This window comes from Levilactobacillus paucivorans, from assembly GCF_001437125.1.
GTDB classification, from domain to species: Bacteria; Bacillota; Bacilli; order Lactobacillales; family Lactobacillaceae; genus Levilactobacillus; species Levilactobacillus paucivorans.
Map to the genome: position 1 here is coordinate 1 of NZ_JQCA01000035.1, position 21,295 is coordinate 21,295.

At 52.2% G+C, this 21,295-nt stretch carries 17 protein-coding genes; 7 read left to right on the forward strand and 10 right to left on the reverse strand.

The features are described 5' to 3' along the window. Positions 1–89: 89 nt before the first annotated feature. From IV54_RS02865 to IV54_RS02885, 5 genes are all read right to left on the reverse strand, one after another. Positions 90–794, reverse strand: coding sequence for a DnaD domain-containing protein (locus tag IV54_RS02865; protein ID WP_057877891.1), 705 nt, complete (start codon positions 792–794; stop codon positions 90–92). Positions 795–897: 103 nt separating this feature from the next. After that, positions 898–2,193 carry an asparagine--tRNA ligase gene (gene asnS, locus IV54_RS02870; RefSeq protein WP_057877892.1) on the reverse strand — a complete coding sequence of 432 codons (1,296 nt, stop codon included), beginning with the start codon at positions 2,191–2,193 and terminating at the stop codon, positions 898–900. 28 nt (positions 2,194–2,221) lie between these two features. Next, complete coding sequence (locus IV54_RS02875; RefSeq protein WP_057877893.1) at positions 2,222–3,400, reverse strand: pyridoxal phosphate-dependent aminotransferase; 1,179 nt, start codon at positions 3,398–3,400, stop codon at positions 2,222–2,224. 14 nt (positions 3,401–3,414) lie between these two features. After that, positions 3,415–3,918, reverse strand: a complete 504-nt coding sequence (locus tag IV54_RS02880; protein ID WP_057877894.1) for a cell wall elongation regulator TseB-like domain-containing protein — start codon at positions 3,916–3,918, stop codon at positions 3,415–3,417. Between the two features lie 48 nt (positions 3,919–3,966). Continuing rightward, positions 3,967–6,810 carry a helicase C-terminal domain-containing protein gene (locus IV54_RS02885; RefSeq protein ID WP_057877895.1) on the reverse strand — a complete coding sequence of 948 codons (2,844 nt, stop codon included), beginning with the start codon at positions 6,808–6,810 and terminating at the stop codon, positions 3,967–3,969. Positions 6,811–7,035: 225 nt separating this feature from the next. Here IV54_RS02885 and mvk point away from each other — a divergent pair, with 225 nt between their 5' ends. From mvk to fni, 4 genes are read left to right on the forward strand one after another with little or no spacing between them, the layout of a single operon-like run. After that, on the forward strand, positions 7,036–7,983 hold the full coding sequence (mvk, locus tag IV54_RS02890; RefSeq protein ID WP_057877896.1) for a mevalonate kinase: 948 nt from the start codon (positions 7,036–7,038) through the stop codon (positions 7,981–7,983). After that, positions 7,980–8,957, forward strand: coding sequence for a diphosphomevalonate decarboxylase (gene mvaD, locus IV54_RS02895; protein WP_057877897.1), 978 nt, complete (start codon positions 7,980–7,982; stop codon positions 8,955–8,957). Before mvk ends, mvaD begins: the two co-directional genes overlap by 4 nt. Positions 8,958–8,999: 42 nt before the next feature. Beyond that, complete coding sequence (locus IV54_RS02900) at positions 9,000–10,073, forward strand: phosphomevalonate kinase (RefSeq protein WP_057877898.1); 1,074 nt, start codon at positions 9,000–9,002, stop codon at positions 10,071–10,073. 11 nt (positions 10,074–10,084) lie between these two features. Beyond that, the gene (fni, locus tag IV54_RS02905) at positions 10,085–11,122 is read left to right on the forward strand and encodes a type 2 isopentenyl-diphosphate Delta-isomerase (protein ID WP_057877899.1); all 1,038 of its coding nucleotides are present in this window, start codon (positions 10,085–10,087) and stop codon (positions 11,120–11,122) included. A gap of 74 nt (positions 11,123–11,196) precedes the next feature. Here the strand turns inward: fni and IV54_RS02910 are convergent, their stop codons facing one another. Beyond that, on the reverse strand, positions 11,197–12,552 hold the full coding sequence (locus tag IV54_RS02910) for an RsmF rRNA methyltransferase first C-terminal domain-containing protein (protein WP_057877900.1): 1,356 nt from the start codon (positions 12,550–12,552) through the stop codon (positions 11,197–11,199). Positions 12,553–12,776: 224 nt separating this feature from the next. Here IV54_RS02910 and IV54_RS02915 point away from each other — a divergent pair, with 224 nt between their 5' ends. Then, positions 12,777–13,589, forward strand: a complete 813-nt coding sequence (locus IV54_RS02915; protein WP_057877901.1) for a Cof-type HAD-IIB family hydrolase — start codon at positions 12,777–12,779, stop codon at positions 13,587–13,589. A gap of 101 nt (positions 13,590–13,690) precedes the next feature. On the opposite strand, the gene IV54_RS02920 is transcribed toward IV54_RS02915, so the two are convergent. From IV54_RS02920 to IV54_RS02935, 4 genes are all read right to left on the reverse strand, one after another. Next, a complete protein-coding gene (locus IV54_RS02920) occupies positions 13,691–14,836 on the reverse strand; it encodes an ArgE/DapE family deacylase (RefSeq protein ID WP_057877902.1) in 1,146 nt (381 codons plus the stop codon). 325 nt (positions 14,837–15,161) lie between these two features. Then, positions 15,162–16,664 (reverse strand): glycerol kinase GlpK, encoded by a 1,503-nt coding sequence (gene glpK, locus IV54_RS02925; protein ID WP_057877903.1) that lies wholly within the window; start codon positions 16,662–16,664, stop codon positions 15,162–15,164. 176 nt (positions 16,665–16,840) lie between these two features. Next, positions 16,841–17,029, reverse strand: a complete 189-nt coding sequence (locus tag IV54_RS02930) for a 2-hydroxymuconate tautomerase (protein ID WP_048736130.1) — start codon at positions 17,027–17,029, stop codon at positions 16,841–16,843. Positions 17,030–17,100: 71 nt separating this feature from the next. Further along, on the reverse strand, positions 17,101–18,018 hold the full coding sequence (locus IV54_RS02935; protein ID WP_057877904.1) for a YitT family protein: 918 nt from the start codon (positions 18,016–18,018) through the stop codon (positions 17,101–17,103). A 269-nt stretch (positions 18,019–18,287) separates the two neighbouring features. Here IV54_RS02935 and IV54_RS02940 point away from each other — a divergent pair, with 269 nt between their 5' ends. Together IV54_RS02940 and yjeM are read left to right on the forward strand one after the other, a co-directional pair. After that, positions 18,288–19,709 (forward strand): C69 family dipeptidase, encoded by a 1,422-nt coding sequence (locus IV54_RS02940; RefSeq protein ID WP_057877905.1) that lies wholly within the window; start codon positions 18,288–18,290, stop codon positions 19,707–19,709. A 53-nt stretch (positions 19,710–19,762) separates the two neighbouring features. Beyond that, positions 19,763–21,271: a glutamate/gamma-aminobutyrate family transporter YjeM gene (gene yjeM, locus IV54_RS02945; RefSeq protein WP_057877906.1), complete on the forward strand. Its 1,509-nt coding sequence runs from the start codon at positions 19,763–19,765 to the stop codon at positions 21,269–21,271. Positions 21,272–21,295: the final 24 nt, after the last annotated feature.

Consider the following 21,295-nt stretch of genomic DNA (forward strand, 5'->3'; position numbering starts at 1 on the left):
ACCGTGATCAAGCTACCTTCATACGAATTTTACCAACAACAGTTGACAGAGAACCATTTAAACGATCGATGGGGATGCCTTTAGTCTATCTAATTATCTGTCAGCTTAAAGATTGGCACGTCAGGTACCTCACCACCGGGTGTCGTCGGTTTGGCACTTCGCCGTGGTTGTTGACGTTCCTTGTCGCGTTGGACTTGGACTGCCGTCGTAAGGTTCTTCTTTTCCCAATTCAATAAGATTCGGTCCATGTACTTGAGATTGTAAACCTGGTTGAGAACGGCTTCCTTCAAGGCTAACTGGATCAGCTCAGGTTTGTAGTGGTCGTCGTCTAACCAGTGGTTGATGCTCTCCATTTCCAAAGGCGAAAGTGGTCGGCCAAATTCGGTTTCGATCTGGCCAAACACTGTCGCCCGATCGGTGGTTTCGGCCTGCTTAGCAGCCTCAGCCACCACCGTCTTCTCCTGGACTGACAATTGGCTGAGCTTCTCCACCAACAGTCGGAAGTCATAGGCATCCTGGCTTTGACCTTGGGACGTTGTGACGCTCTCAATGGTCATCAGTTTATTTTCAATCATCTCGTGTAACACCTGATAGACACGTTGCTGGTTCCAGCCTAATTTTTTGGCGAGTTTGTCGGCATCAGGCATGAGTACGCCGCGATCCATCTCGCGGCGCAACTGAATGTAAACCAACAACTGGTCCGTAGTCATCCCCACCGCTCGAAAATTATCGAGGAGGTAATTGGCCACGCTCGTCTGACCATCCTGAATATAGCGTCGCATAAAATCATCCATTGTTCATGACCCCCTGTCACTGACGCATTACGGCTCGCAAGTGGCCGTATAAATGAAACGACCGAACGCCAAAAGGCAGTCCGGTCGTGTGATCCGTTAATTTCTATGGGTAAATACGGTTCAACAACCGTGGGAATGGAATTGCCTCACGGACGTGTTCCTCACCGGTAATCCAGGTCAGGAAGCGTTCGAGACCCATCCCGAAACCAGAGTGAGGCACGGACCCGTACTTCCGCAAGTCAAGGTACCAGCTGTATTCCTCTGGATCAAGGCCAGCCTTCTTAACTTGTTCGAGCAACTTGTCGTAGTCCACTTCACGTTCGGACCCACCGATGATTTCCCCGTAGCCTTCTGGGGCTAAGAGGTCGGCACAGATGTAAACATCGTCACGCGTTGGATGTGGCTTCATGTAGAATGGCTTGATCGCCTTCGGGTAGTTCAACACGAAGACCGGCTTGTCAAAGTGGTCGGCCAGGAAGGTTTCTTCTGGTGACCCGAAGTCGACACCCCAGTCCACGTCAAAGCCGTTTCCCTTCAACAGTTCGATGGCTTCATCGTAACTGATACGTGGGTAAGGCAGGTGGGTGTATTTCTTCAGAACTTCAACGTCACGATCCAGGGTCTTCAAGTCAGCGGCACAGTGGTCGATAACGTTTTGAACCAAGAATGCCACGTATTGTTCTTGAACTTCAAGGCTTTGTTCTTGGTGCATGAAAGCCATTTCGGGTTCAATCATCCAGAATTCGATCAAGTGACGACGCGTCTTGGACTTTTCAGCCCGGAACGTTGGACCAAAGGTGAAGACCTTGTTAAAGGCCATGGCCCCGGCTTCGGCGTACAGTTGACCGGATTGTGACAGGTAGGCGTCACGATCGAAATATTCCGTATGGAACAAGTCAGTTGTTCCTTCAGGAGCACTCCCCGTCAAGATTGGGGAATCAATCTTGGTGAAGCCTTCCTTGTTGTAGAATTCGTAAGTGGCCCGGATGACCTCGTTACGAATCCGCATCAGAGCATGTGGCTTAGATGAACGCAGCCAAAGGTGACGGTGGTCCATTAAGAAGTCAACCCCATGTTCCTTAGGCGTAATTGGGTAGTCTTCACTTTCGCCAATAACTTCGATCGTTTCAACTTCGATTTCATAACCAAAGTGTGAGCGGTCATCCTGGTGAATGATTCCCGTGATCCACATACTGGTTTCTTGACGAATTTCCTTCGCTAATTCAAAGGTTGCTTCGTCAACGGCTTTTTTAAGAACGACACCTTGGAAAAAGGCCGTTCCGTCTCGTAATTGCAGGAAAGCAATCTTCCCACTGGAACGCTTATTGGTGAGCCAGACACCAATTTTTACTTTTTCATCGACGTGCTTGCTGGCATCAATAATGTTGATCTGTTCCACAATCATTCCTCCATCTCACAATAAATTTTTAATCTTGCATAAACTTTTTTAAGCGGTCCATCGCCGTCAAAAGGACGGGTAGGCTGGACGCGTAGCTGAGGCGGATGTGCCCCGGCATACCGAAGGCTTCCCCGGCAACCACCGCCACGTGAGCCTCCTCTAACACCTTAGCGACGAATTCTTGCGACGTCGCCACCTGCTTGATGGTCATCGCCGCCGTGACGTCTGGGAAGAAGTAGAAGGCCCCCTGTGGCTTACCCGCTAAATGAAATCCGGGCAAGGCCGTCAGCAGTGGGTAGATCGCATCACGTCGCCGCTTGAAATCAGCGCGCATGCTACCTACCGACGCCTGGTCCATGGTCAGCGCTGCCTGAGCAGCTACCTGACTCACGGCCGCCGTATTCCCCGTCATATGGGACAAGACGGTCTTCATCGCCTGAATCAAAGCGGGTTGCCCAATCGCATAGCCAATCCGCCAACCGGTCATCGCGTAAGTCTTGGAGACCCCACCGATCAACACGGTCTGCGCCGTGATGGCCGGCGTAATACCCACGATTGACGGTGCCACCGCCGAGCCATCGTAGACGAGTTCGCCATAAATGTCATCGGCAATGACCAGAACATCTCTGGCAACCGCCCATTCACCAATCGCCTGCAATTCCGCTTGAGTGTATACCACCCCGCTCGGATTTTGTGGCGAATTGAGAATCAAGGCCCGGGTGCGCGGTGTATAGGCTTGCGCCAACTGCGCCGGTGTCACCTTCAGATTAGCCAGCGGATCGACCGTCACCGGCCGACCACCCGCTAACCCTACCTGTTCAGCATAACTGACCCAGTAGGGTTTTGGCAAGAGGACTTCGTCACCAGGATCTAATAAAACCTGGCAAAGTGTGTACAATGCCAATTTAGCCCCAGTGGTCACGACCACCTGATCGGCGGACACGCTAACGCCATGTAGCCGCTGGACCTGCTGGCTGACAGCCTCACGAAGTGGCAGAATTCCCGCCGTATCCGTGTAACCGTCGACCGTGCCAGCATTAATGGCGGCCACGGCCTGGGCCTTGATGGGCGCTGGCGTCGGAAAGTCCGGCTGACCCACACTCAGGTTGATCACGTCGACCCCTGCTGCTTGAAGTTCCCTGGCTCGTTGGCCGGTTGCTAAAGTTGCCGAGGGACGGACTGCTTGTGCTCGCTTAGAAAGTCGCATCGTCATCCTCCTTGCTAAATGTTGGCGATCTGCTGGAGAACCTTTCCGTTGCTGTACTGGAAGGTCACGTAGCAGAGCTTACCACTCTGATTGAGGTAACCCACCTGCCAGGCTGGTTTGCCGTTAAAGATCCGTAAAGCGGCCGACAAGACCTTCTTGGGATTACGTTTCCAGACCTGCTGGAGCGCCGTATTCCGTGACATCCCTGCGCTCTGTTTTAGCACGGTGACCTCCTTGCCTGACTTGGAGATAACCGCATAAACAGCCTGTTTCTGCTTATTTTTGCCGGCTACCGTGTAGTAGGTGGAATTTAAATTTGTCCAGTAAAAATCATTGGTACTCGTCAGATGGCCTGATTTCTTGGCGATTCTTTCTGCCCGAATCTGGTCCTGACTGAGCGGCTTAGTGGCCCGCCGGATCACATAGCCCGCGCCGATTAACAGCACCAGCACAATGACTAGAATGCTCAGGAGCACCCAGTGGCGTGGCCGCCGACGCCGTTGATATTGTTGTCTCATCAATTCTCTTCGTACTCCCTTGTCAGAATTCAATCTTTTCCAATTATATCAAACTTCCGGGGGTGTCACCGGATTGTCCGGTTTTTTTTCAAAAAATTTAACCAAGCCTTGCGAAATGGTAGTGATGTCGCCATCCGTGCGGCTGAGATCAGCAGGCAAAGCCCGTAAGATACTCTTGCCGTACTGCCGTTCGAGTAGCCGTTGATCAAGAATTACGATAGCCCCGCGATCGGTTGGTGTTCGAATCAATCGACCCACCCCTTGACGCAAACGCAAGGTCGCCGCCGGCAATGCCGCATTATAGAAGGGATTCTTTCCTGCGGCCTCCAATCGGGCATAATTGGCCTTCACGAAGACGCGATCGGGCGAATCGAATGGCAGACGCGTCACAATCAGAAGTTCCAGCTGTTCTGCGGGCAAGTCAATGCCCTCCCAAAAACTAGCTGCCCCTAACAAGATGGCGCCATGACTGGTCGCAAACCGTTTGGCGATTCGTTCTCGACTCCCACTGATCCCCTGTGCGAAGATCTCCCGATTGGCAAATTCTGGTTGTTTGACCAGTTGCTGGTAGACCTGTTCGATCACACTCAACGAGTTGAAAAGCACCAACGTTTGCTTGTTCACAGACCCCGCCAATTGGGTTATTGCAGTAGACAAATAGATAATATAGTCGCGGGTTGACACCTTACTTAGATCTGGACCATCGTCCGCCACAAACAATTCAGCTTGCTCGCTGTAATCAAAGCTTGACCGCATCCGATGCGTGGTCGTTTCATCCCGTTCAAGATCGAACTGATCGAGAATGTATTGCGAACGTCCCGAGGAGAATAGGGTCGCCCCCGTTAACAGAACCGGCTGGAAATGTGTGTAAATCTGACGGCGCAAGAACCCTTCTGTCGCCAATAAACCACTGGCCAGTTGCAGACTATTCCGATCCCCAACGTGGTTGATCGTCAGCCAGAACAGACTAGCCGGTCCCTGTTGGGTCACCTGATCAAAGATATCGACCAGCTGGGCCACGTTCTGATCGATCACGTGAACCCGGGTGTCAACCTGTTCGAAGATGTAGCGTTCCGAAGGCGCAAACCGATCCCGGTGCTGTTCAAACTGTTGACGCAACCGCCCCAGCTGAATCAGTAAGGTCGTGTTATCCTTCTGAATCGTATCCAGCAGCGGCTGGGTCTGTTGACTCATCGCTGCTAATTTCACGGTTGGAATGAGTTGTTCGATAACCTGGTTCTGAGTATTCCCCCGTTGACCCGCCAAGAACGTCAAGAAGAGTTGGTTTACCAACTGATGAAGCGTCTTTTCTAAGTTTTGACTGGTGACCAACAGGCTGTTAAGACTCCGGACTGCCGCGGTATTGCCACGGAACAATCGCAAAAGACTCGTCCCCATCTCACGACTGATCTCGCGTTGAATATGATGGAGTTCATTGACGATATTAGCAAATTTTACCTGAGTGCGTCGTTGACGTAACGTGCTGTCGGCCAAGTGTTGGGCCTCGTCAATGACCAGGTAAGGCCGCGAAAGCTCCTGTCCCAAGTCACTGGCATGTTCGCTCAGATAAGCATGGTTCACAATAATAATCTGGGCTTGGGCGACCCGCTGATCCCGGCGACGCACAAAGTCATCCTCGTAGAAGGGATTATCGCTAGCCACGGCGCCCTCGTGGACAATCTCTTGGAAGTATGGCGCACGATACGTGGCGAGATGCAACTCATCGAGATCACCCGTGGTTGTCATGGTCAGCCAGACCAACAGTCTCAACTTTAGCAGTTGCGTCTGTTTGGAACTTTCGGCCACCTTGAGGGTCGTCGCAAACCGTTGGAGATCCAGGTAGTGACGACCGCCCTTAACCAGCACGGCATTCATGGTAAATGGCACGATTTGATTCAGTAGTGGTACCGTTTGGGTCAATAATTGTTCTTGGAGTAGCGTCGTCGCCGTGCTAATCACCACCGGTCGGTTACCCTGCGTCAGGTAAGCCATCGGTAAGAGATAGCCGAGACTCTTCCCAATTCCCGTTGGCGCCTCCACGATCATCTGTTTAACCGGGTGAAGGTCGCTATGGGCGTAGTTGTTGTAAATGTAATTCATCATCTTAGCTTGTTCCGGACGCCATTCCAGGTTATCCGGCATCAGCCGTTGCTTTTGTTTTTTGGTCTTCGGATACGTGCTGGGTTCAGCCAGTGTCGCCGTTGGTAATGGCTGTGTCTGGCGCAAAGCCAGGCCATTCTTCACATAGAGATAATCTGGCAATTTCCGTGGTGTCGCCGTATTGAGCCGTAATGCCACGTCAAAAAGAGCCGCCGTTTGGAGCGGTAGTTCTGGTCGTAAATCAATCATCTGCTGAAGCGTCACCAGTGGCAAGCCACGTAACCGACGGAAGAGAAAGATAAATAACTCGGCCGTCGCCCCGGCATCGCTGTCCGCCGAGTGAGGATTGTCGTGTTCGATGTTGAAGTAGCTACTCAGATCCCGTAACCGAAAGCTTGGCGCCGTTGGTAAGAGAATCTGGCTGAGAGACACGGTATCCACCGCCGCAATGTTTAATTCGGGATAACCCACTCGCGCGAACTCCGAGTTAATGAAGGGCAAATCAAAATTAACGTTGTGGGCCACAAATACTGTATCCGTCAACAGGCTATACAGGGTCCCGGCCACGTCGTCAAAGAGTGGCGCGTGACGGACCCGTTTGTTGGTGATTCCCGTTAGCCTTGAGATGGCTGCGGGGATCTCTCGAAGTGGATTCACATCCGTTTCAAAGTGATTGATCACCTGATTATGCTGGACGAAGACGCACCCAATTTGGATAATGCGGTCGCCATCTTTCACACTGGTCCCGGTAGTTTCGATATCCACCACCGCATAAACCGTGTCTTTATCCATAATATGCTCACCAATTTCTGCACAATTGCGATTATAACTGGCACTATGATACACCACTTAGCCAGGCAACGCTATCGTCGCGTTAACCCGATCGCACGGTAATTCTATAGAAAGGGTTAATTTTTGACAGATTGGCAGTTTTTCAGGGGCAAAGCTAGCGCAATAGTTATCAGTAGAGTATGATATTCTGGTAGATAATTTCATGAAGAAAGCGAGCGAGTAGACGTGGCTAGAACCGTTACCGGGCAAAGTAATGCCAAAATTATTCTTATTGGTGATCACAGCGTTGTTTATGGACAACCGGCCATCGCCTTACCCCTGCCTTCGGTCCAAACCAATGTGACGATGCGGGCAACCACTACCGGGCAAACGATTTCGAGCCGCTACTTTGACGGTCCGATCGATGAACTCGGACCGAACCTGGCCGGCGTCGCGAAGTTAATTCAGACGCTCTTAGACCGGTTCAATGGCCAGCAAACGCCATTTGCCATGCGGATTGAGAGTGACTTGCCTGCCGAACGTGGCATGGGGTCCTCGGCCGCTGTTGCCGTGGCGATCACCCGCGCGATGACTGCTTTTTTTGATCGATCAATGACCCGCGACCAACTGTTGGCTACCGCCGGCATTGCCGAGAAGATCACCCACGGTAATCCGAGTGGGATCGATGCGGCTACGGTCAGCTCGGCTGTACCCATTTGGTTCGTGCCACACCAAGCGATTACACAGATTCCCTTTGCCTTAAATGGCACCCTGGTCATCGCCGATAGCGGCATCAAGGGCCAGACGGGTAAAGCCGTGGCTGCCGTGGCCCAACGGAAGGCTTTATTTCCCCAAGAGACTAATCAGCAGATCACGACGTTAGGCCGGCTTGCGCAAGATGCCAGAGTGGCCTTAGCCAAGCCGGACCTCCTGACACTCGGACACATCATGAGTGCCGCTCAGGAGCAGCTCCACGGCCTAGGCGTCAGTTCTCCGGAACTGGACCAGCTGACGGCTATTGCCACCGCTAACGGCGCCCTAGGGGCCAAATTAACCGGTGGTGGCATGGGGGGCTGTCTAATTGCCTTGTGTGCCGACCTACCGACCGCTAAACACGTGCAACAAGAATTAACGGCCGCCGGCGCCACGCAGACCTGGCTGGAAAGCTTTAATTTAGAGGAGGAACCCGAATGATGCCCGCTATTACAGCTCGTGCTCACACCAACATCGCCCTCGTTAAGTATTGGGGAAAAGCCGATACCGAGTTCATCTTGCCTCAGACCAGCAGTCTTTCCCTGACTCTCGACCAGTTTTATACCGACACTACTGTCGAATTTGACGAACACCTGTCGGCCGATGAGGTCACGTTAAATGACCAGCGACTCTCGGAAAAAGCCAGTCAAAAAGTTCATACGTTTCTTAACTTGGTGCGCCAAATGACTGCGGGCACCTCTTTTGCGCGAGTATCCTCCACGAACCACGTGCCAACCGCGGCTGGCCTTGCGTCCTCGGCCTCAGCTTTTGCCGCCTTGGCCGGTGCGGCCAGCAAGGCGGCCGGCCTCAATTTGGATAAGCCCGCCCTGTCACGCCTTGCGCGTCGTGGATCTGGATCGGCAACCCGGTCCATCTACGGCGGCTTCGTTGAGTGGCAGGCCGGTCACGACGATGCCGACTCTTATGCCGTGCCCATTGCCGAACAGGTTGATTGGCCCTTAGCGGTCGTCGCCCTCGTCTTGGACCCACACCATAAAAAAGTCAGTTCGCGACAAGGGATGCAGAGTAGTGTGACCACGTCGCCCTACTACGCAGCCTGGCGAGATGTCGTGGCTCAGGACTTAGCCGCCATCAAGCCCGCCATCCGTGACCACAATTTCCAAGTCCTCGGCGAGATTCTTGAGAGCAATGCCATGCGGATGCACGCCCTCACCCTAAGCGCCCAGCCACCCTATACTTATTTCAACGGAGACACACTGATGGCCATGGACGCCGTCCGAGAGCTGCGCGACCAAGGGGTACCTTGTTATTACACCCTGGATGCCGGTCCTAACCTCAAAATTTTCTGTGAGAAACCGGCCGTTCCCGCCATTAAACAGCGCTTCAGTGAACTCTTCGGCGCCACCAATGTTATCGTCGCCCATCCGGGCCCCGGTCTGAAATTCTTAGCCTAAACCAACAAATTTATTGAACAGTAACAGAAGGGACCTGATCTTTTGATTTCCGCGCAAGCACCCGGAAAACTTTATATTGCCGGCGAATATGCCGTTGTTGAACCTGGTTACCCGGCAATTATTGTCGCACTTAACCAGTTCGTCACGGTAACCATTACGCCCAGCCACGACTACGGGCGAATTGCCTCCAAGCAGTACCAAGAAAACTCACTCTACTGGCAACGCCAGGGAAACGAGTTAGTCTTTGACAACCGGGACAATCCCTTTCACTACATCTTATCGGCCATCCGACTCACGGAACAGTACGCCCAATCGCTGGGCAAACCGTTGGCCATCTATCATTTAAACGTCAACAGTGACCTCGACAGTGCCGATGGCAAAAAGTACGGGCTGGGTTCTTCGGCCGCCGTTACCGTCGCCACGATCAAGGCCCTGTGCCAATTCTACGGTCTCGAAATGAGTAAGGACCGGCTGTTTAAGCTGGCCGCCATTGCCCACCTCGACGTTCAAGGAAACGGATCGCTGGGTGACATCGCCGCCTCCGTTTATGGCGGCTGGATTGCCTACCAGGCCTTTGACCGCGATTGGTTGGCTTCCGCTCGGCGCGAACTCAGCCTAACGGACCTCTTGAATACCGACTGGCCAGGTCTCCAGATTGAACTGTTGACCCCACCAGAATCGTTACGTTTGATGATTGGGTGGACCGGGACACCGGCCTCCACCTCTCATCTCGTCGACAAGGTCGCCCTCTTCAAGGCTACCCAACGACACGAGTACCACACCTTCCTGCGGGAAAGTAAAGCTTGCCTGCAACGCATGATTGACGGCTTCCATGACCAGGATCTTCAGGCTATCCAACGTGAAATTGCGGTTAACCGCAACCTGTTGGATCACCTGGCTACCCTGAGTCACGTCACTATTGAAACCAAGTTACTCAAGACGATGTGTGACATCGCCGTGGGTATCGGTGGGGCCGCCAAATCCTCCGGAGCCGGTGGTGGTGACTGTGGCATTGTCATTATTGATGCCGCTCGAGATCTTGCCAGCCTGCTTCACGAATGGGAACAACGCGGGATCGAACCCTTGAAATTAAACGTCCACCACGTGATCGAATAAGGAGTTTTATCATGGAAATTTCACGCCACGCCCACCGCAAGGACGAACACCTGTCGTTGGCGGAAAAATTTTATACGCCGGTGGCCGCAAGCCAATTTGACGATCTCCGGTTCATCCACCAGAGTCTCCCCGAAATGGCCGTGGCCGATGTCGACCTGACGACGCACCTCGGGCCGTTGTCCCTGCCGGTGCCCCTGCTGATCGAAGCCATGACCGGTGGATCACCACGCACGGGCAAGGTCAATGCCAGTCTGGGACGGCTTGCTGCCCAAACCGGCATGGCCGTGGCCAGTGGTTCCCAGAGCATTGCGCTCAAGGATTCCCAAGCCATCGCCACCTTCACCCCCTTACGGGAAAATAATCCCGACGGTCTGGTCTTCGCCAATATCGGGGCGGGCCACGGATCACAGGATGCCCGGACCGTGGTGGATATGCTGGCGGCTAACGCCCTAGAAATTCATATCAATACGGCCCAAGAGCTAGTCATGCCCGAGGGTGACCGAGCCTTTCACTGGTTAGACAACATTGGTGAGACCGTGGCGCGCCTCAACGTGCCAGTCATCGTCAAGGAAGTCGGTTTCGGCATGGCCCATGAGACCCTGCAGCAGTTGGCCGCGGTTGGCGTCACCTTAGTCGACCTAGGTGGTCGCGGCGGCACCAATTTCGCACAAATCGAAAACTTTCGGCGGCCCGGCAAGGATCTCGATTACCTGGCTGGCTGGGGGCAAACGACCGTGGAGTCGCTCCTAGAAGCACGACAACAGCCTGAATTACAGTTGATTGCCACCGGCGGGATTCGCCAACCGTTAGACATCGCGAAGGCGTTAGCACTCGGGGCTAACGTGGTTGGCAGCGCGGGACAAATTCTCCACCACCTGATCAAGACGGATGAGGCCGCCACGACCCAATTCTTATTGGACTGGCAAACGGGTCTCAAAACCATCATGACGTTGCTGGGGACGACATCCATTGCCGATCTTCAGCAACAACACCTTTTGCTCTCACGAGAACTGCGAGACTATTGTGAGCAACGACAACTGACTTATTAAGCTAAAATCAATCGCCATTATACGAAAAGAAGCGTGAGCACAATAGTTGTGTTCACGCTTTTTGTTATTAGCAATTAATCATCATACACCATGAAACGTAAGCCCTTAGGGAAGAAATTCTTCACCGTATTCCCCACAACCTTGCCGAAACCAACTGGCTGTTCCTGGCAGGTCAAGAGGTACCAGCCCTTAGTTGGGGCTGACGCCAAGCTAAAGGTATCGCCGTGGACCCATTTGCGCCACTGCTGATCATCAATGGTCAGGGTGTGGGCTGTGGTCCGGGGATCGCTGGCCAGGGCTAAGGCATAGGCTGGCTCGAAACGATTCTTCTTGAAAGTTCCGAGATGCAGCCCTGGGCGGAAGACGTGACACCGCTTGAGGTCCGGCAGATTAGCCGGCACCGCAAAGAGTTGATCCTTAACCGTGACGAGATCGGTAAAATCGGTGGTACCCAACACATCCTGGGCGAAGTCGGCCCACAAATGACGTTGATCGGCGGTAAGTGGCGTCCCTAATTTAGCCTTGCCACGCGGTTGCCGGGACTCACCGGCATCCCGTTCGAGCTTAGCCACGAAGTGCCCTTCACCCTTCATCAGATGGGGAAACAGACGCGCTGCCTTCTTCAACTCGGGATTACCATCAGCCCATTCGGGGATGGCATCAATCACACCAGCCGTCTTCTCGATCGGTACCAGGTGAAAATCTGGATAATTGTCTAGTACCCAGGCCATGGTCTGTTCGTCCTCTTCGGGGGCAAAGGTACAGGTCGAGTAAATCAACTGACCACCCGGCTTAACCATCTTGAGAGCTTCCGTTAGGATTTGGTGCTGACGTTCCGCACACTCCTGAACATAGTCCAGTGACCAATAATCCATGGCCCCTGGATCCTTACGAAACATGCCCTCACCGGAACAAGGCGCGTCGACTAGCACCTTATCGAAGAAGTCCGGGAAAACAGGACTGAGTTGTTCGGGCGCATCATTTAAAATCAAGGCATTCTTAACACCGAATCGTTCGACGTTTTCGGCCAAGACACTGACCCGTTTACGATTGATTTCATTGGTGACCAATAACCCGGTCCCTTCTAGGTAACTTGCCAGGTGCGTGGTCTTGCCACCGGGAGCCGCACACAGGTCAAGAACTCGCTCGCCACGTTGGGGGGCAGCCGTTGCGCCAACAAACATGGCACTCGGTTCTTGACTGTAGACGGCGCCACTCTGGTGAGCGAGACTTCGCCCACTGACCGGACCATAGTAGCCAAACTTAGCATAGGGCACAGCCGGGGCAGCGGTTAGTGCCGGCATCTCGGGACGTGACGGATTAACGCGGTAGCCCCCCTCACTTGATTCATCGAAACTTGCAAAAAATGCCGGGGCATCTGGTCCCAAGAGGCGCTGATATTTTGTAATAAAATCTTTTGGCAAATCCACCGTTATTCCTCCATTTTGTAGCTTACAAATTGTTGCTTTTAGGGTTCAAACTGTCGGTTTTTTCAAACTTCTCCAATCATTATACGCGTTTAGCTGGCGATCGACTACCCCCTGGTAAAGAGGTGTTCCGGTCGCTTATTTTCGTCGAATATGATACATTGAATGGGCTAGCTTAATTATCGATCAACAACCAAAACTATCAATTTACTGTGAGGTGTCCTTTGATGGAACGAAAATTAATTGCGATTGATCTCGATGGCACAACGCTCAATGCGGCCGCTCAGATCTCTGCCAAAACCAAGGCCGTTCTGACCCAAGCCCGTGAAGCCGGCCATATCGTCAGCATTGTGACTGGGCGACCCAACCGGATCTCCGCCGACATTTACGACGAACTCAACCTTGACGGCCCCATGATTAACTTTAATGGGAGCCTGGGCCACATTCCCCACCACCACTGGGCAGACGAATACCAGTATACCTTTAACCGGGAGGTGGCCTTCGACCTGTTGGCTCACCGTGAAGAACTGGGCATCAACATGTTGGCCGCAGAAGGTAAGAATCTCTTCTTGGCCGTCCGTGACCACCCCGTTGAACTGGGTTTCTTCCCGTCTATTCTACAGACGAACCAGATTCTCAATCAAAAAACGTTAACGCAAAATCCCACGAGTCTGACCGTGGCCGTCGACCGGTCACATCAAGAACACCTGTTGAGCTACATCCAACATCAATTCAGTGACGAGATCGATGCCGCTCCGTGGGGCGGTCCCAACGCCGTCGTTGAACTCGGCGTCAAGGGTGTGCAGAAGGCAACTGGTGTGGAAGTCCTCGCTCATCACTACAACATTAAACGACAAAATATCATTGCCTTTGGTGACGAACACAATGACACCGCAATGATTGACTACGCTGGCTGGGGAGTCGCCATGCAAAATGCCACCCCACAGATCAAGGCGCTGGCCAGTGACGTAACGCCGCTGGATAACGATCACGATGGTCTCGCCAATTATCTCCAGGATTATCTAAAATTAGCCGAATGAAGACAAACGAAGGGTCTGGGACAAAAATCCCAGACCCTTCGTGCGCTCCGAACGTATATTGCGGAAACGTGCGACAAAAGGCAGTCAACTCTGTTTTTTCTTTACTGGAGATAAGCTTCCAATAGCTGTTCATAAAGCGTGGTAAAGTTCAAATACATCTGGCGGTCAACGTGCTCGTCGATCTGGTGTGCCGTTTCGTTACCTGGCCCAAAGACGATGAATGGGAATTGATTGCCCTTTTTCTTTAAGAGATTTGAGGCATCTGTCACCGCTGGCAAGGCTAGACGGGGAATTGCCTGCCCGGAGAAAGTCTCGCCGACCCGTGCGGCGACTCGGCTTAGTGGATTGTCACGGGGTTCTACGACGGGTGACTGGGACATGTAGATGTCCATCACCACGTGACCCCCTTGATCATTTTGCTGGGTCACTAATTGTTGTAGCGTCTGAATGACGAGCTGATTGTTAAATTCTGGAATCGTACGAACGTTAATCTCAGCTACAGCCTGGCCCGGAATCGAGTTGACCTGGTCCCCGGCGTTGAAGACCGTCGTGTTGAAGGTCAGATCACCTAAGAGGTCGTTGTGATGGTCGGTATCTCTGAATGCCACGTTAGCCCGACTCAACAACGTCAGCAACGGGTCAATCGCATTGGACCCCAGTTCTGGCATGGAACTGTGCGCGGTCTTCCCGGTCGAGGTCAACTTGATATCCATCGACCCCTTGTGCGCGGAGAAGATCCGATAGCCGGTTGGTTCCCCAATCAGCAAGGCATCCACATCGTCCATGTCACCGGCTTCAAAGAAGGCCTCAGAACCCAGTTCCCCGACTTCTTCGCCAACAGTGGCCATCAACCGAATGGTCCCATGAGCTGGCTTACCAGCCGCATGAAGTTCGATCATGGCGATCACCAATGCGGCTAGACCTGCCTTCATGTCGGTGACCCCGCGACCATACAGGCTACCGTCGCGTTCAGTCAGCCTAAATGGGTCACTATGCCACGTTGCGGCATCCCCCGGAGCCACGACATCCATATGCCCGGAAATTCCCAGAACGGGACTTCCTTGGCCAATTTCTGCGATGAGGTTCGAACGAGTAGCGCTTAACGGAATTAACCGTGCCGCAATCCCATGTTCACCCAAGACCCGTTGTAAATATTGGGCGACATCCAACTCGTGATCGTTCACCGATTGAATGGCGACCAGATCTGACAATAACTGTACTTTTTGTTCATCTGTAAACACTGCCATCGTTGATTCCTCCTTCTAAAATAATTGTACCGCTTTTAGGCAGAAAGCTCATTTATTGCGTTTGACTTGGCAAACAATTATCGACACTTCGTTAAGACGATTGCTATATGCAAGAAGTTGCTATAACAGGAATATAATTGAATGAGGCCATAGTCAAAATGACGTTATTTTATCCTGTAAGCGCTTAATAGATCATCAAATTTGTCTAGTGTGATTTCATCACGCGATTCTGACCTAAATCTAGCACATTTGCATTATACAAAAACCACTTTGATAATAAAAATCGCACCCCATAATTATCCGAGATGCGACCATTTGACGTCTTTTATTCAGCTTGGAAAGCTTGCGTTGCCTTGATGGCTGCTTGCCAACCGGAGTAGCACTTCTCCCGACGGTCCGCCGCCATTTTTGGCGTGAACTCGTCGCGTAAGGCGTGCATCTTCCGAATGGCATCCATGTCAGGCCAGAAGCCAACGGCAAGTCCGGCAAGATAAGCCGCCCCGAGCGCCGTGGTTTCATTAATAGCGGCCCGCTTGATTGGTGTGTTCAAAATATCCGCCTGGAACTGCATGAGGAAGTTATTGTTTGCCGCCCCACCGTCAACACTGAGTGACTGGATGTCCAGACCGGTTTCGTTGGTCATGGTGTCCACCACGTCTCGTGTCTGGTAGGCAATGGCCTCAACCGTGGCCCGGACAAATTGTTCTCGCGTTGTCCCCCGGGTCAAGCCGAAGACGGCCCCACGAGTTTCTTGATTCCAGTATGGTGCCCCAAGTCCCGTAAAGGCTGGGACCACGTAGACATTCCCAGTCGTCTTGGCATCAACGGCCATCTTTTCGGATTCACTGGCATGTTCGAAGAAACGCATCCCATCACGGAGCCATTGAACAGCGGACCCAGCAACGAAGATGGACCCTTCGAGCGCATAGGTTACCTTACCGTTTAGGCCATAGGCAATGGTGGTCAACAACCCATTGTGGGACAACGTTGGTTCTTCACCGGTGTTCATCACGATGAATGCCCCGGTCCCATACGTGTTCTTGACCATCCCTTTGTCAAAAGCGGTTTGCCCGAATAAGGCGGCCTGTTGGTCCCCAGCGATCCCGGCAATTGGCACCTGAACCCCAGAGAACGTGTAGCCAGCGGTGTAACCGTAAATTTCGGATGATGAACGCACGTCCGGTAACATGGCGGCTGGAATGTTTAACCAACCCAGAATATCGTCATCCCACTTCAAGTCATGAATGTTATACAGCATGGTCCGACTGGCATTGGTGTAGTCAGTAGCGTGTACCCGGCCGCCTGTGAGCTTCCAGAGAATCCAGGTGTCAATGGTCCCAAAGAGGAGTTCACCGCGTTCAGCGCGCTCCTGGGCCCCCTCTACGTGGTCCAGAATCCAACGAATCTTGGTAGCGGAGAAGTAGGAGTCGATGACTAACCCTGTCTTGTCGTGAATGGCGTCGGTGTACCCGTCAGCCTTCAACTGATCCGCAATTTCACTAGTCTGCTTGGATTGCCAAACGATGGCATGATAGATAGGTTCCCCCGTCTTCTTATCCCAAATAATGGCGGTTTCCCGTTGATTGGTGATCCCAATCCCACGAACCTTGTAAGGTTGCACGTCGGAATCAATCAGCGCATCGGAGATAACCGATTGAACCGCATTCCAGATCTCGTCTGCGTCATGTTCAACCCAGCCTGGTTGGGGGAAGTATTGGTGAAATTCCCGTTGTGTCTGCCCCGCAATTTGGCCGTGCCGGTCGAATAAAATAGCCCGGGTACTCGTCGTCCCTTCGTCAATTGCCATCATGTATTGTTGATCATTCATTGTCATAGACTCTCCATTCATTCGTTGTTAGCAACGGCCTAAAAACACCGTGATGTTGCGCATGGGTCTAGTATACCGAAAAGTGTGCCCCACGCCAAACATTTTTATAAATGAAACCGCCACCAAGCCCGACTTGACGAGCATGGTGGCGGTTTATAAGATTTCGGAAATGTTTTTTACTTTTCGTCGCTCTTTAAAACACCCGCAACCCCGTAACGATTGGGCTGCATCTCACGTAAAATGACGTGAACGTGTTCGGCTGGGGCCCCGGTATTCTTGGTGACCGCGGCGGTAACGTCTTGTACTAAGGCCTTGAGTTGGTCCTGTGAACGGCCGGCAATTAAGTCGATATTAACGATTGGCATGGTTGGTCCATTCCCTTCTGTTTTTGGATAGGGCTATTATACCGATAACGCCCTGTTAGAACAAGCCTCTCCTATTGTTGACTGTCTTTCGCGGCCTTCAATGAGGTCGCCTGCTTCAACTTCAGCTGTTCCGTCTCATTATAGAAGTTCCCCTCAATATCCACGGTATTCACCAGGTTCACGAAGGCTTGCGGATCGACATCCTTCACAGCATGTTCCAATGTATAAAGTTCATAGCGCGAAATGACCGTCATGAGGACGGTACTGGCCTTGCCAGTGTAGGCCCCAAAGGATGGGATCGCCGTGATCCCCCGGATCAATGTCCGGTTTAACTCGGCAATAACCGCGTCTTGATGGGCGGTCACGATAAAGGCTGTCAGTTTCTGATGCCGCGTGTGAATGCTATCCACCACCCGTGACATTGCATAAATTGAGATAATTGTGTATAAAGCACTCTCCCAGCCGAAGAGAAAACCGGCCACTAACACGATGCCAAAATTAATCATCAGCATCAGCGTCCCAATGGTTCGACCCGTCGTCTTCTCCAAGACCACGGCGATGATATCCATCCCCCCGGTAGAGAACCCATTCTTCAACGGGTAGGCCACGCCAACCCCGGTCAGAATCCCCCCAAATAGCGCCGCTAATAGTGGGTTGTTAGCAATATTATGAACCGGAATCACGATTGCTAAGACGGAAGTCAGAATCGCCACCAGGATGGAATACAGGGTAAAGCCGCGGCCCACCTTGAACCACCCCAACAGCCCAATCGGTACGTTGAATAGCAGGATAAACCAACCGGTACTGAGGTTAATCCCCACGCCCTGCAACAGCATGGCAATAATTTGGGAGATCCCATTGATCCCCGCACTAAATATCTTTCCCGGAACCAAAAATTCATTCAGGGCAATGGCACTAATGACGGCGGATCCCACCATAATTAAGAGGTGCGTCACAACCTCACGGCGATTCTCTAACAGGCTTCTCATCTTGGTACCCCTTTTCTGGCCAATTTCTTTCATCATTTAACCACATCTAGCCGTCATTAGCTAGCCCCAAATAGCCGTCAAACCGCGCATGATGTCGCGGGTCAAGGCAAATTCGCCGCCAGACAGGCATACAGTGAAATGTATAAATATTTATTTTTATGAGAATTCCCGAGAAAATAATTAAAGTTCCCCGGAAAGGCAACCGGTTCGATTATAAAAATGATAAAATAGGATCGTTAATTTATTCAACTTGCGAAAGGAGCGCTCCCATGAATTATTCTGCATGTACCAGTATTTTAATTGGGCCGCGGGCCACCATGGATGGCTCAGTCATCATCGGTCGAAACGAAGATTCCAAGGCCGCTTGGCCAAAGCACTTCATCGTCCACCCAGCCACCACGGCAACTACCCCGCAGACCTTTGTCAGCAAGGATAAAGATAATGGCTTCACCATGCCTCTACCCCTGCATGCGGCAAAATACACCGCCACACCCGAATGGACCGATGAATACGGCCTGTTTGAAGAGGATGGCTTTAACGAATACGGTGTCGCCATGAGTGCCACCGAAAGCACCTACTCCAACGAACGCGTCCTCGGCGCCGATCCCCTCGTGAAGAACGGTATCGGTGAGGAAGCCATGGTCACCGTGGTCTTACCTTACGTGAAGACTGCTCGTGAAGGGGTCGCCCTGCTGGGTCAAATCGTTGAGCTCTACGGAACCAGCGAGTCCAGTGGGATTCTCTTCGCCGATCAGAAGGAAGCTTGGTATCTCGAAACGGGGGCCGGTCATAACTGGGTTGCCCAACGCATCCCCGACAATGGCTACGCCGTCATCGCCAACCAAATGGCCATTCAGACCATTGACTTCAACGATCCCGACAACTTCATGTTTGCCCGGAACCTGCAGTCCTTCGTTGCCGAAAACCACTTGAACCCGCATTCTGATCGGTTTAACTGGCGTGAAATCTTCGGGACGCAAGACCAATCCGACCTGTACTACAACACCCCTCGGGTCTGGTACGGTCAAAAACAATTTACCCCGGCCGTCGAAGCGCAACCGCAATCATTTGATTTACCATTTATTCAGTACGCCGACCGGCTCTTATCCGTAGACGACGCCCAGGATTACCTGAGCAGTCACTACCAGGAAACCCCTTATGATCCCGTGGGTTCCGGCACCAAGGAACAACGGACCAAGTTCCGGCCAATCAGCTTGGCTAAGACGCAGGAATCTCACGTCTTACAGGTTCGGCCCGACATGGATCCAGCCTTGGCTGGCATTCAGTGGCTCGCCATGGGTGTGGCCGCTGAGAGTGTCTACGTGCCGTTCTACGCCGGTATTGAGAGCACACCGACTGCCTACCACTCTGGTAAGGTCACCTACGACAGCGAGTCCGCCTACTGGGTTTACAAGCACGTCGGCGTCCTCCTCGATGCCCACTACCACGACGCCTTACCGGCCGTATCAGCCGTGCAAAAGGAATTACGGATCGCCTTCAAGCAATCCGTCAAGCACACCGATGCCGTTGGGCGGCAACTGTCCGGCCCCGAATTGAACCATTTCTTAACGCAACAAGCCAACGAGAACGCCGCATTGGGAATTCGGCGTTACCGCGAGCTAGCGGCGACCTTGATTACGCAGGCCACCGACCTGGGTCCTCTGAACTATCATCAGGACCTCAACTTATAACACGGTCGGGACTGGTCTGTGACTAGCCCTCACCATTAATGGGAGATTAAATAATGGAAAATCAAAAAAAGATTAAATTATCGAATTTAATCTTGATGATCTTTACGGCCATTTACGGCTTCGCCAACACGACGGTTGCCTATGACCAAATGGGATACGCAAGTATTATTTGGTACGTTTTAGCTGCTTTACTGTTCTTCTTACCGAGTGCCTTGATGCTGGCCGAATATGGGTCAACATTTAAGGAAGCTAAGGGGGGAATTTACTCCTGGTTGGCCGGTTCCATCGGTGAAAAGTGGGCCTTCATTGGGACCTTCATCTGGTTGTCATCCTGGATTATCTGGATGGTTTCCACGTCGACGAAGGTTTGGATTCCACTTTCAACGTTGCTATCCGGTGGTGACAAGACGCAGACCTGGAGTTTCTTAGGTCTGTCCTCCACTCAAACGGTAGGTCTGTTAGGGATCTTCTGGATCCTTGCCGTGACCTTTTTCGCCACTCGTGGCATGAATTCTATCGCCAAGATTTCTTCATTGGGGGGAATCTTCGTGATGTTCCTGACTGGCCTGTTCCTAGTAGCCAGTGTCATTATCTTCTTCTTAAACGGTGGTCAACTCGCAGAACCAATCAACGGTGCCCACAGTTTCATTGCCTCACCAAATCCACAGTTCTCTTCACCGATGGCCCTGCTCTCTTTCGTCACGTACGCGGTCTTCGCCTACGCGGGGATGGAATCCATGGGTGGGATTACCGATAGTATGGACAAGCCTGAGAAGACCTTCCCTAAGGGATTAATCATCTCAACTATTGCCATCACTATCATGTACTCCCTGTCCATCTTCCTCTGGGGGATCAGTGCCAACTGGCACAGCGTCCTGGGTAAGAGCCAAGTAAACTTGGGGAACATCACCTACGTCTTAATGAATAACCTCGGGGTGGTTTTAGGCCATGGGATGAACTTATCAACGGCTTCTTCCATTGGTTTGGGTCACTTGTTAGCCCGGTTAACTGGACTGAGCATGTTCATGGCTTACTTAGGGTCCTTCTTCGTTCTGGTTTACTCCCCATTGAAGTCCTTCATCTTAGGGTCATCACCAAAACTGTGGCCTAAAAAGATGACGCAACTCAACAAGGTGGGCATGCCAGCTTACTCGATGTGGATTCAAGCCATCGTCGTGGCTGTCTTCATCTTCCTCGTGGCCTTCGGGGGCTCTGCTGCTAACGAATTTTACTTAATCTTGACCGATATGGGGAACGTCTCCACGTCCTTCCCTTACCTGTTCTTGATTGGGGCTTTCCCATTCTTCAAGCGTCGTCAAGACCTGGAACGGCCATTCGTTATCTTTAAGAGCCGTCTCTGGACCAACGTCATCGTTGGCCTGGTCCTGATTATCTTGGTCGGTGGGATTGGCTTCACCTGTCTTCAACCAATCTTGGATCACGACTACATGACGGCCTTTTGGACCATCATCGGCCCAATCTTCTTCGGGGCTGTCGCTTGGATCTTCTACTACAACGGTCAGAAGCGCACCGCTGCCGATACGAGCACTAACGAAAACTAATTACGTCTATTTGAAAAGGTGGTT

Excerpts from the sequence above, each read along its gene's own strand:
- IV54_RS02915 (WP_057877901.1), top strand. The coding sequence starts at position 12,777 with ATGGAACGAAAATTAATTGCGATTGATCTCGATGGCACAACGCTCAAT.
- IV54_RS02885 (WP_057877895.1), bottom strand. The coding sequence starts at position 6,810 with ATGGATAAAGACACGGTTTATGCGGTGGTGGATATCGAAACTACCGGG.
- mvaD (WP_057877897.1), top strand. The coding sequence starts at position 7,980 with ATGATGCCCGCTATTACAGCTCGTGCTCACACCAACATCGCCCTCGTT.
- yjeM (WP_057877906.1), top strand. The coding sequence starts at position 19,763 with ATGGAAAATCAAAAAAAGATTAAATTATCGAATTTAATCTTGATGATC.
- IV54_RS02880 (WP_057877894.1), bottom strand. The coding sequence starts at position 3,918 with ATGAGACAACAATATCAACGGCGTCGGCGGCCACGCCACTGGGTGCTC.
- glpK (WP_057877903.1), bottom strand. The coding sequence starts at position 16,664 with ATGAATGATCAACAATACATGATGGCAATTGACGAAGGGACGACGAGT.
- IV54_RS02930 (WP_048736130.1), bottom strand. The coding sequence starts at position 17,029 with ATGCCAATCGTTAATATCGACTTAATTGCCGGCCGTTCACAGGACCAA.
- IV54_RS02865 (WP_057877891.1), bottom strand. The coding sequence starts at position 794 with ATGGATGATTTTATGCGACGCTATATTCAGGATGGTCAGACGAGCGTG.
- IV54_RS02875 (WP_057877893.1), bottom strand. The coding sequence starts at position 3,400 with ATGCGACTTTCTAAGCGAGCACAAGCAGTCCGTCCCTCGGCAACTTTA.
- IV54_RS02940 (WP_057877905.1), top strand. The coding sequence starts at position 18,288 with ATGAATTATTCTGCATGTACCAGTATTTTAATTGGGCCGCGGGCCACC.
- IV54_RS02920 (WP_057877902.1), bottom strand. The coding sequence starts at position 14,836 with ATGGCAGTGTTTACAGATGAACAAAAAGTACAGTTATTGTCAGATCTG.
- IV54_RS02935 (WP_057877904.1), bottom strand. The coding sequence starts at position 18,018 with ATGAGAAGCCTGTTAGAGAATCGCCGTGAGGTTGTGACGCACCTCTTA.
- fni (WP_057877899.1), top strand. The coding sequence starts at position 10,085 with ATGGAAATTTCACGCCACGCCCACCGCAAGGACGAACACCTGTCGTTG.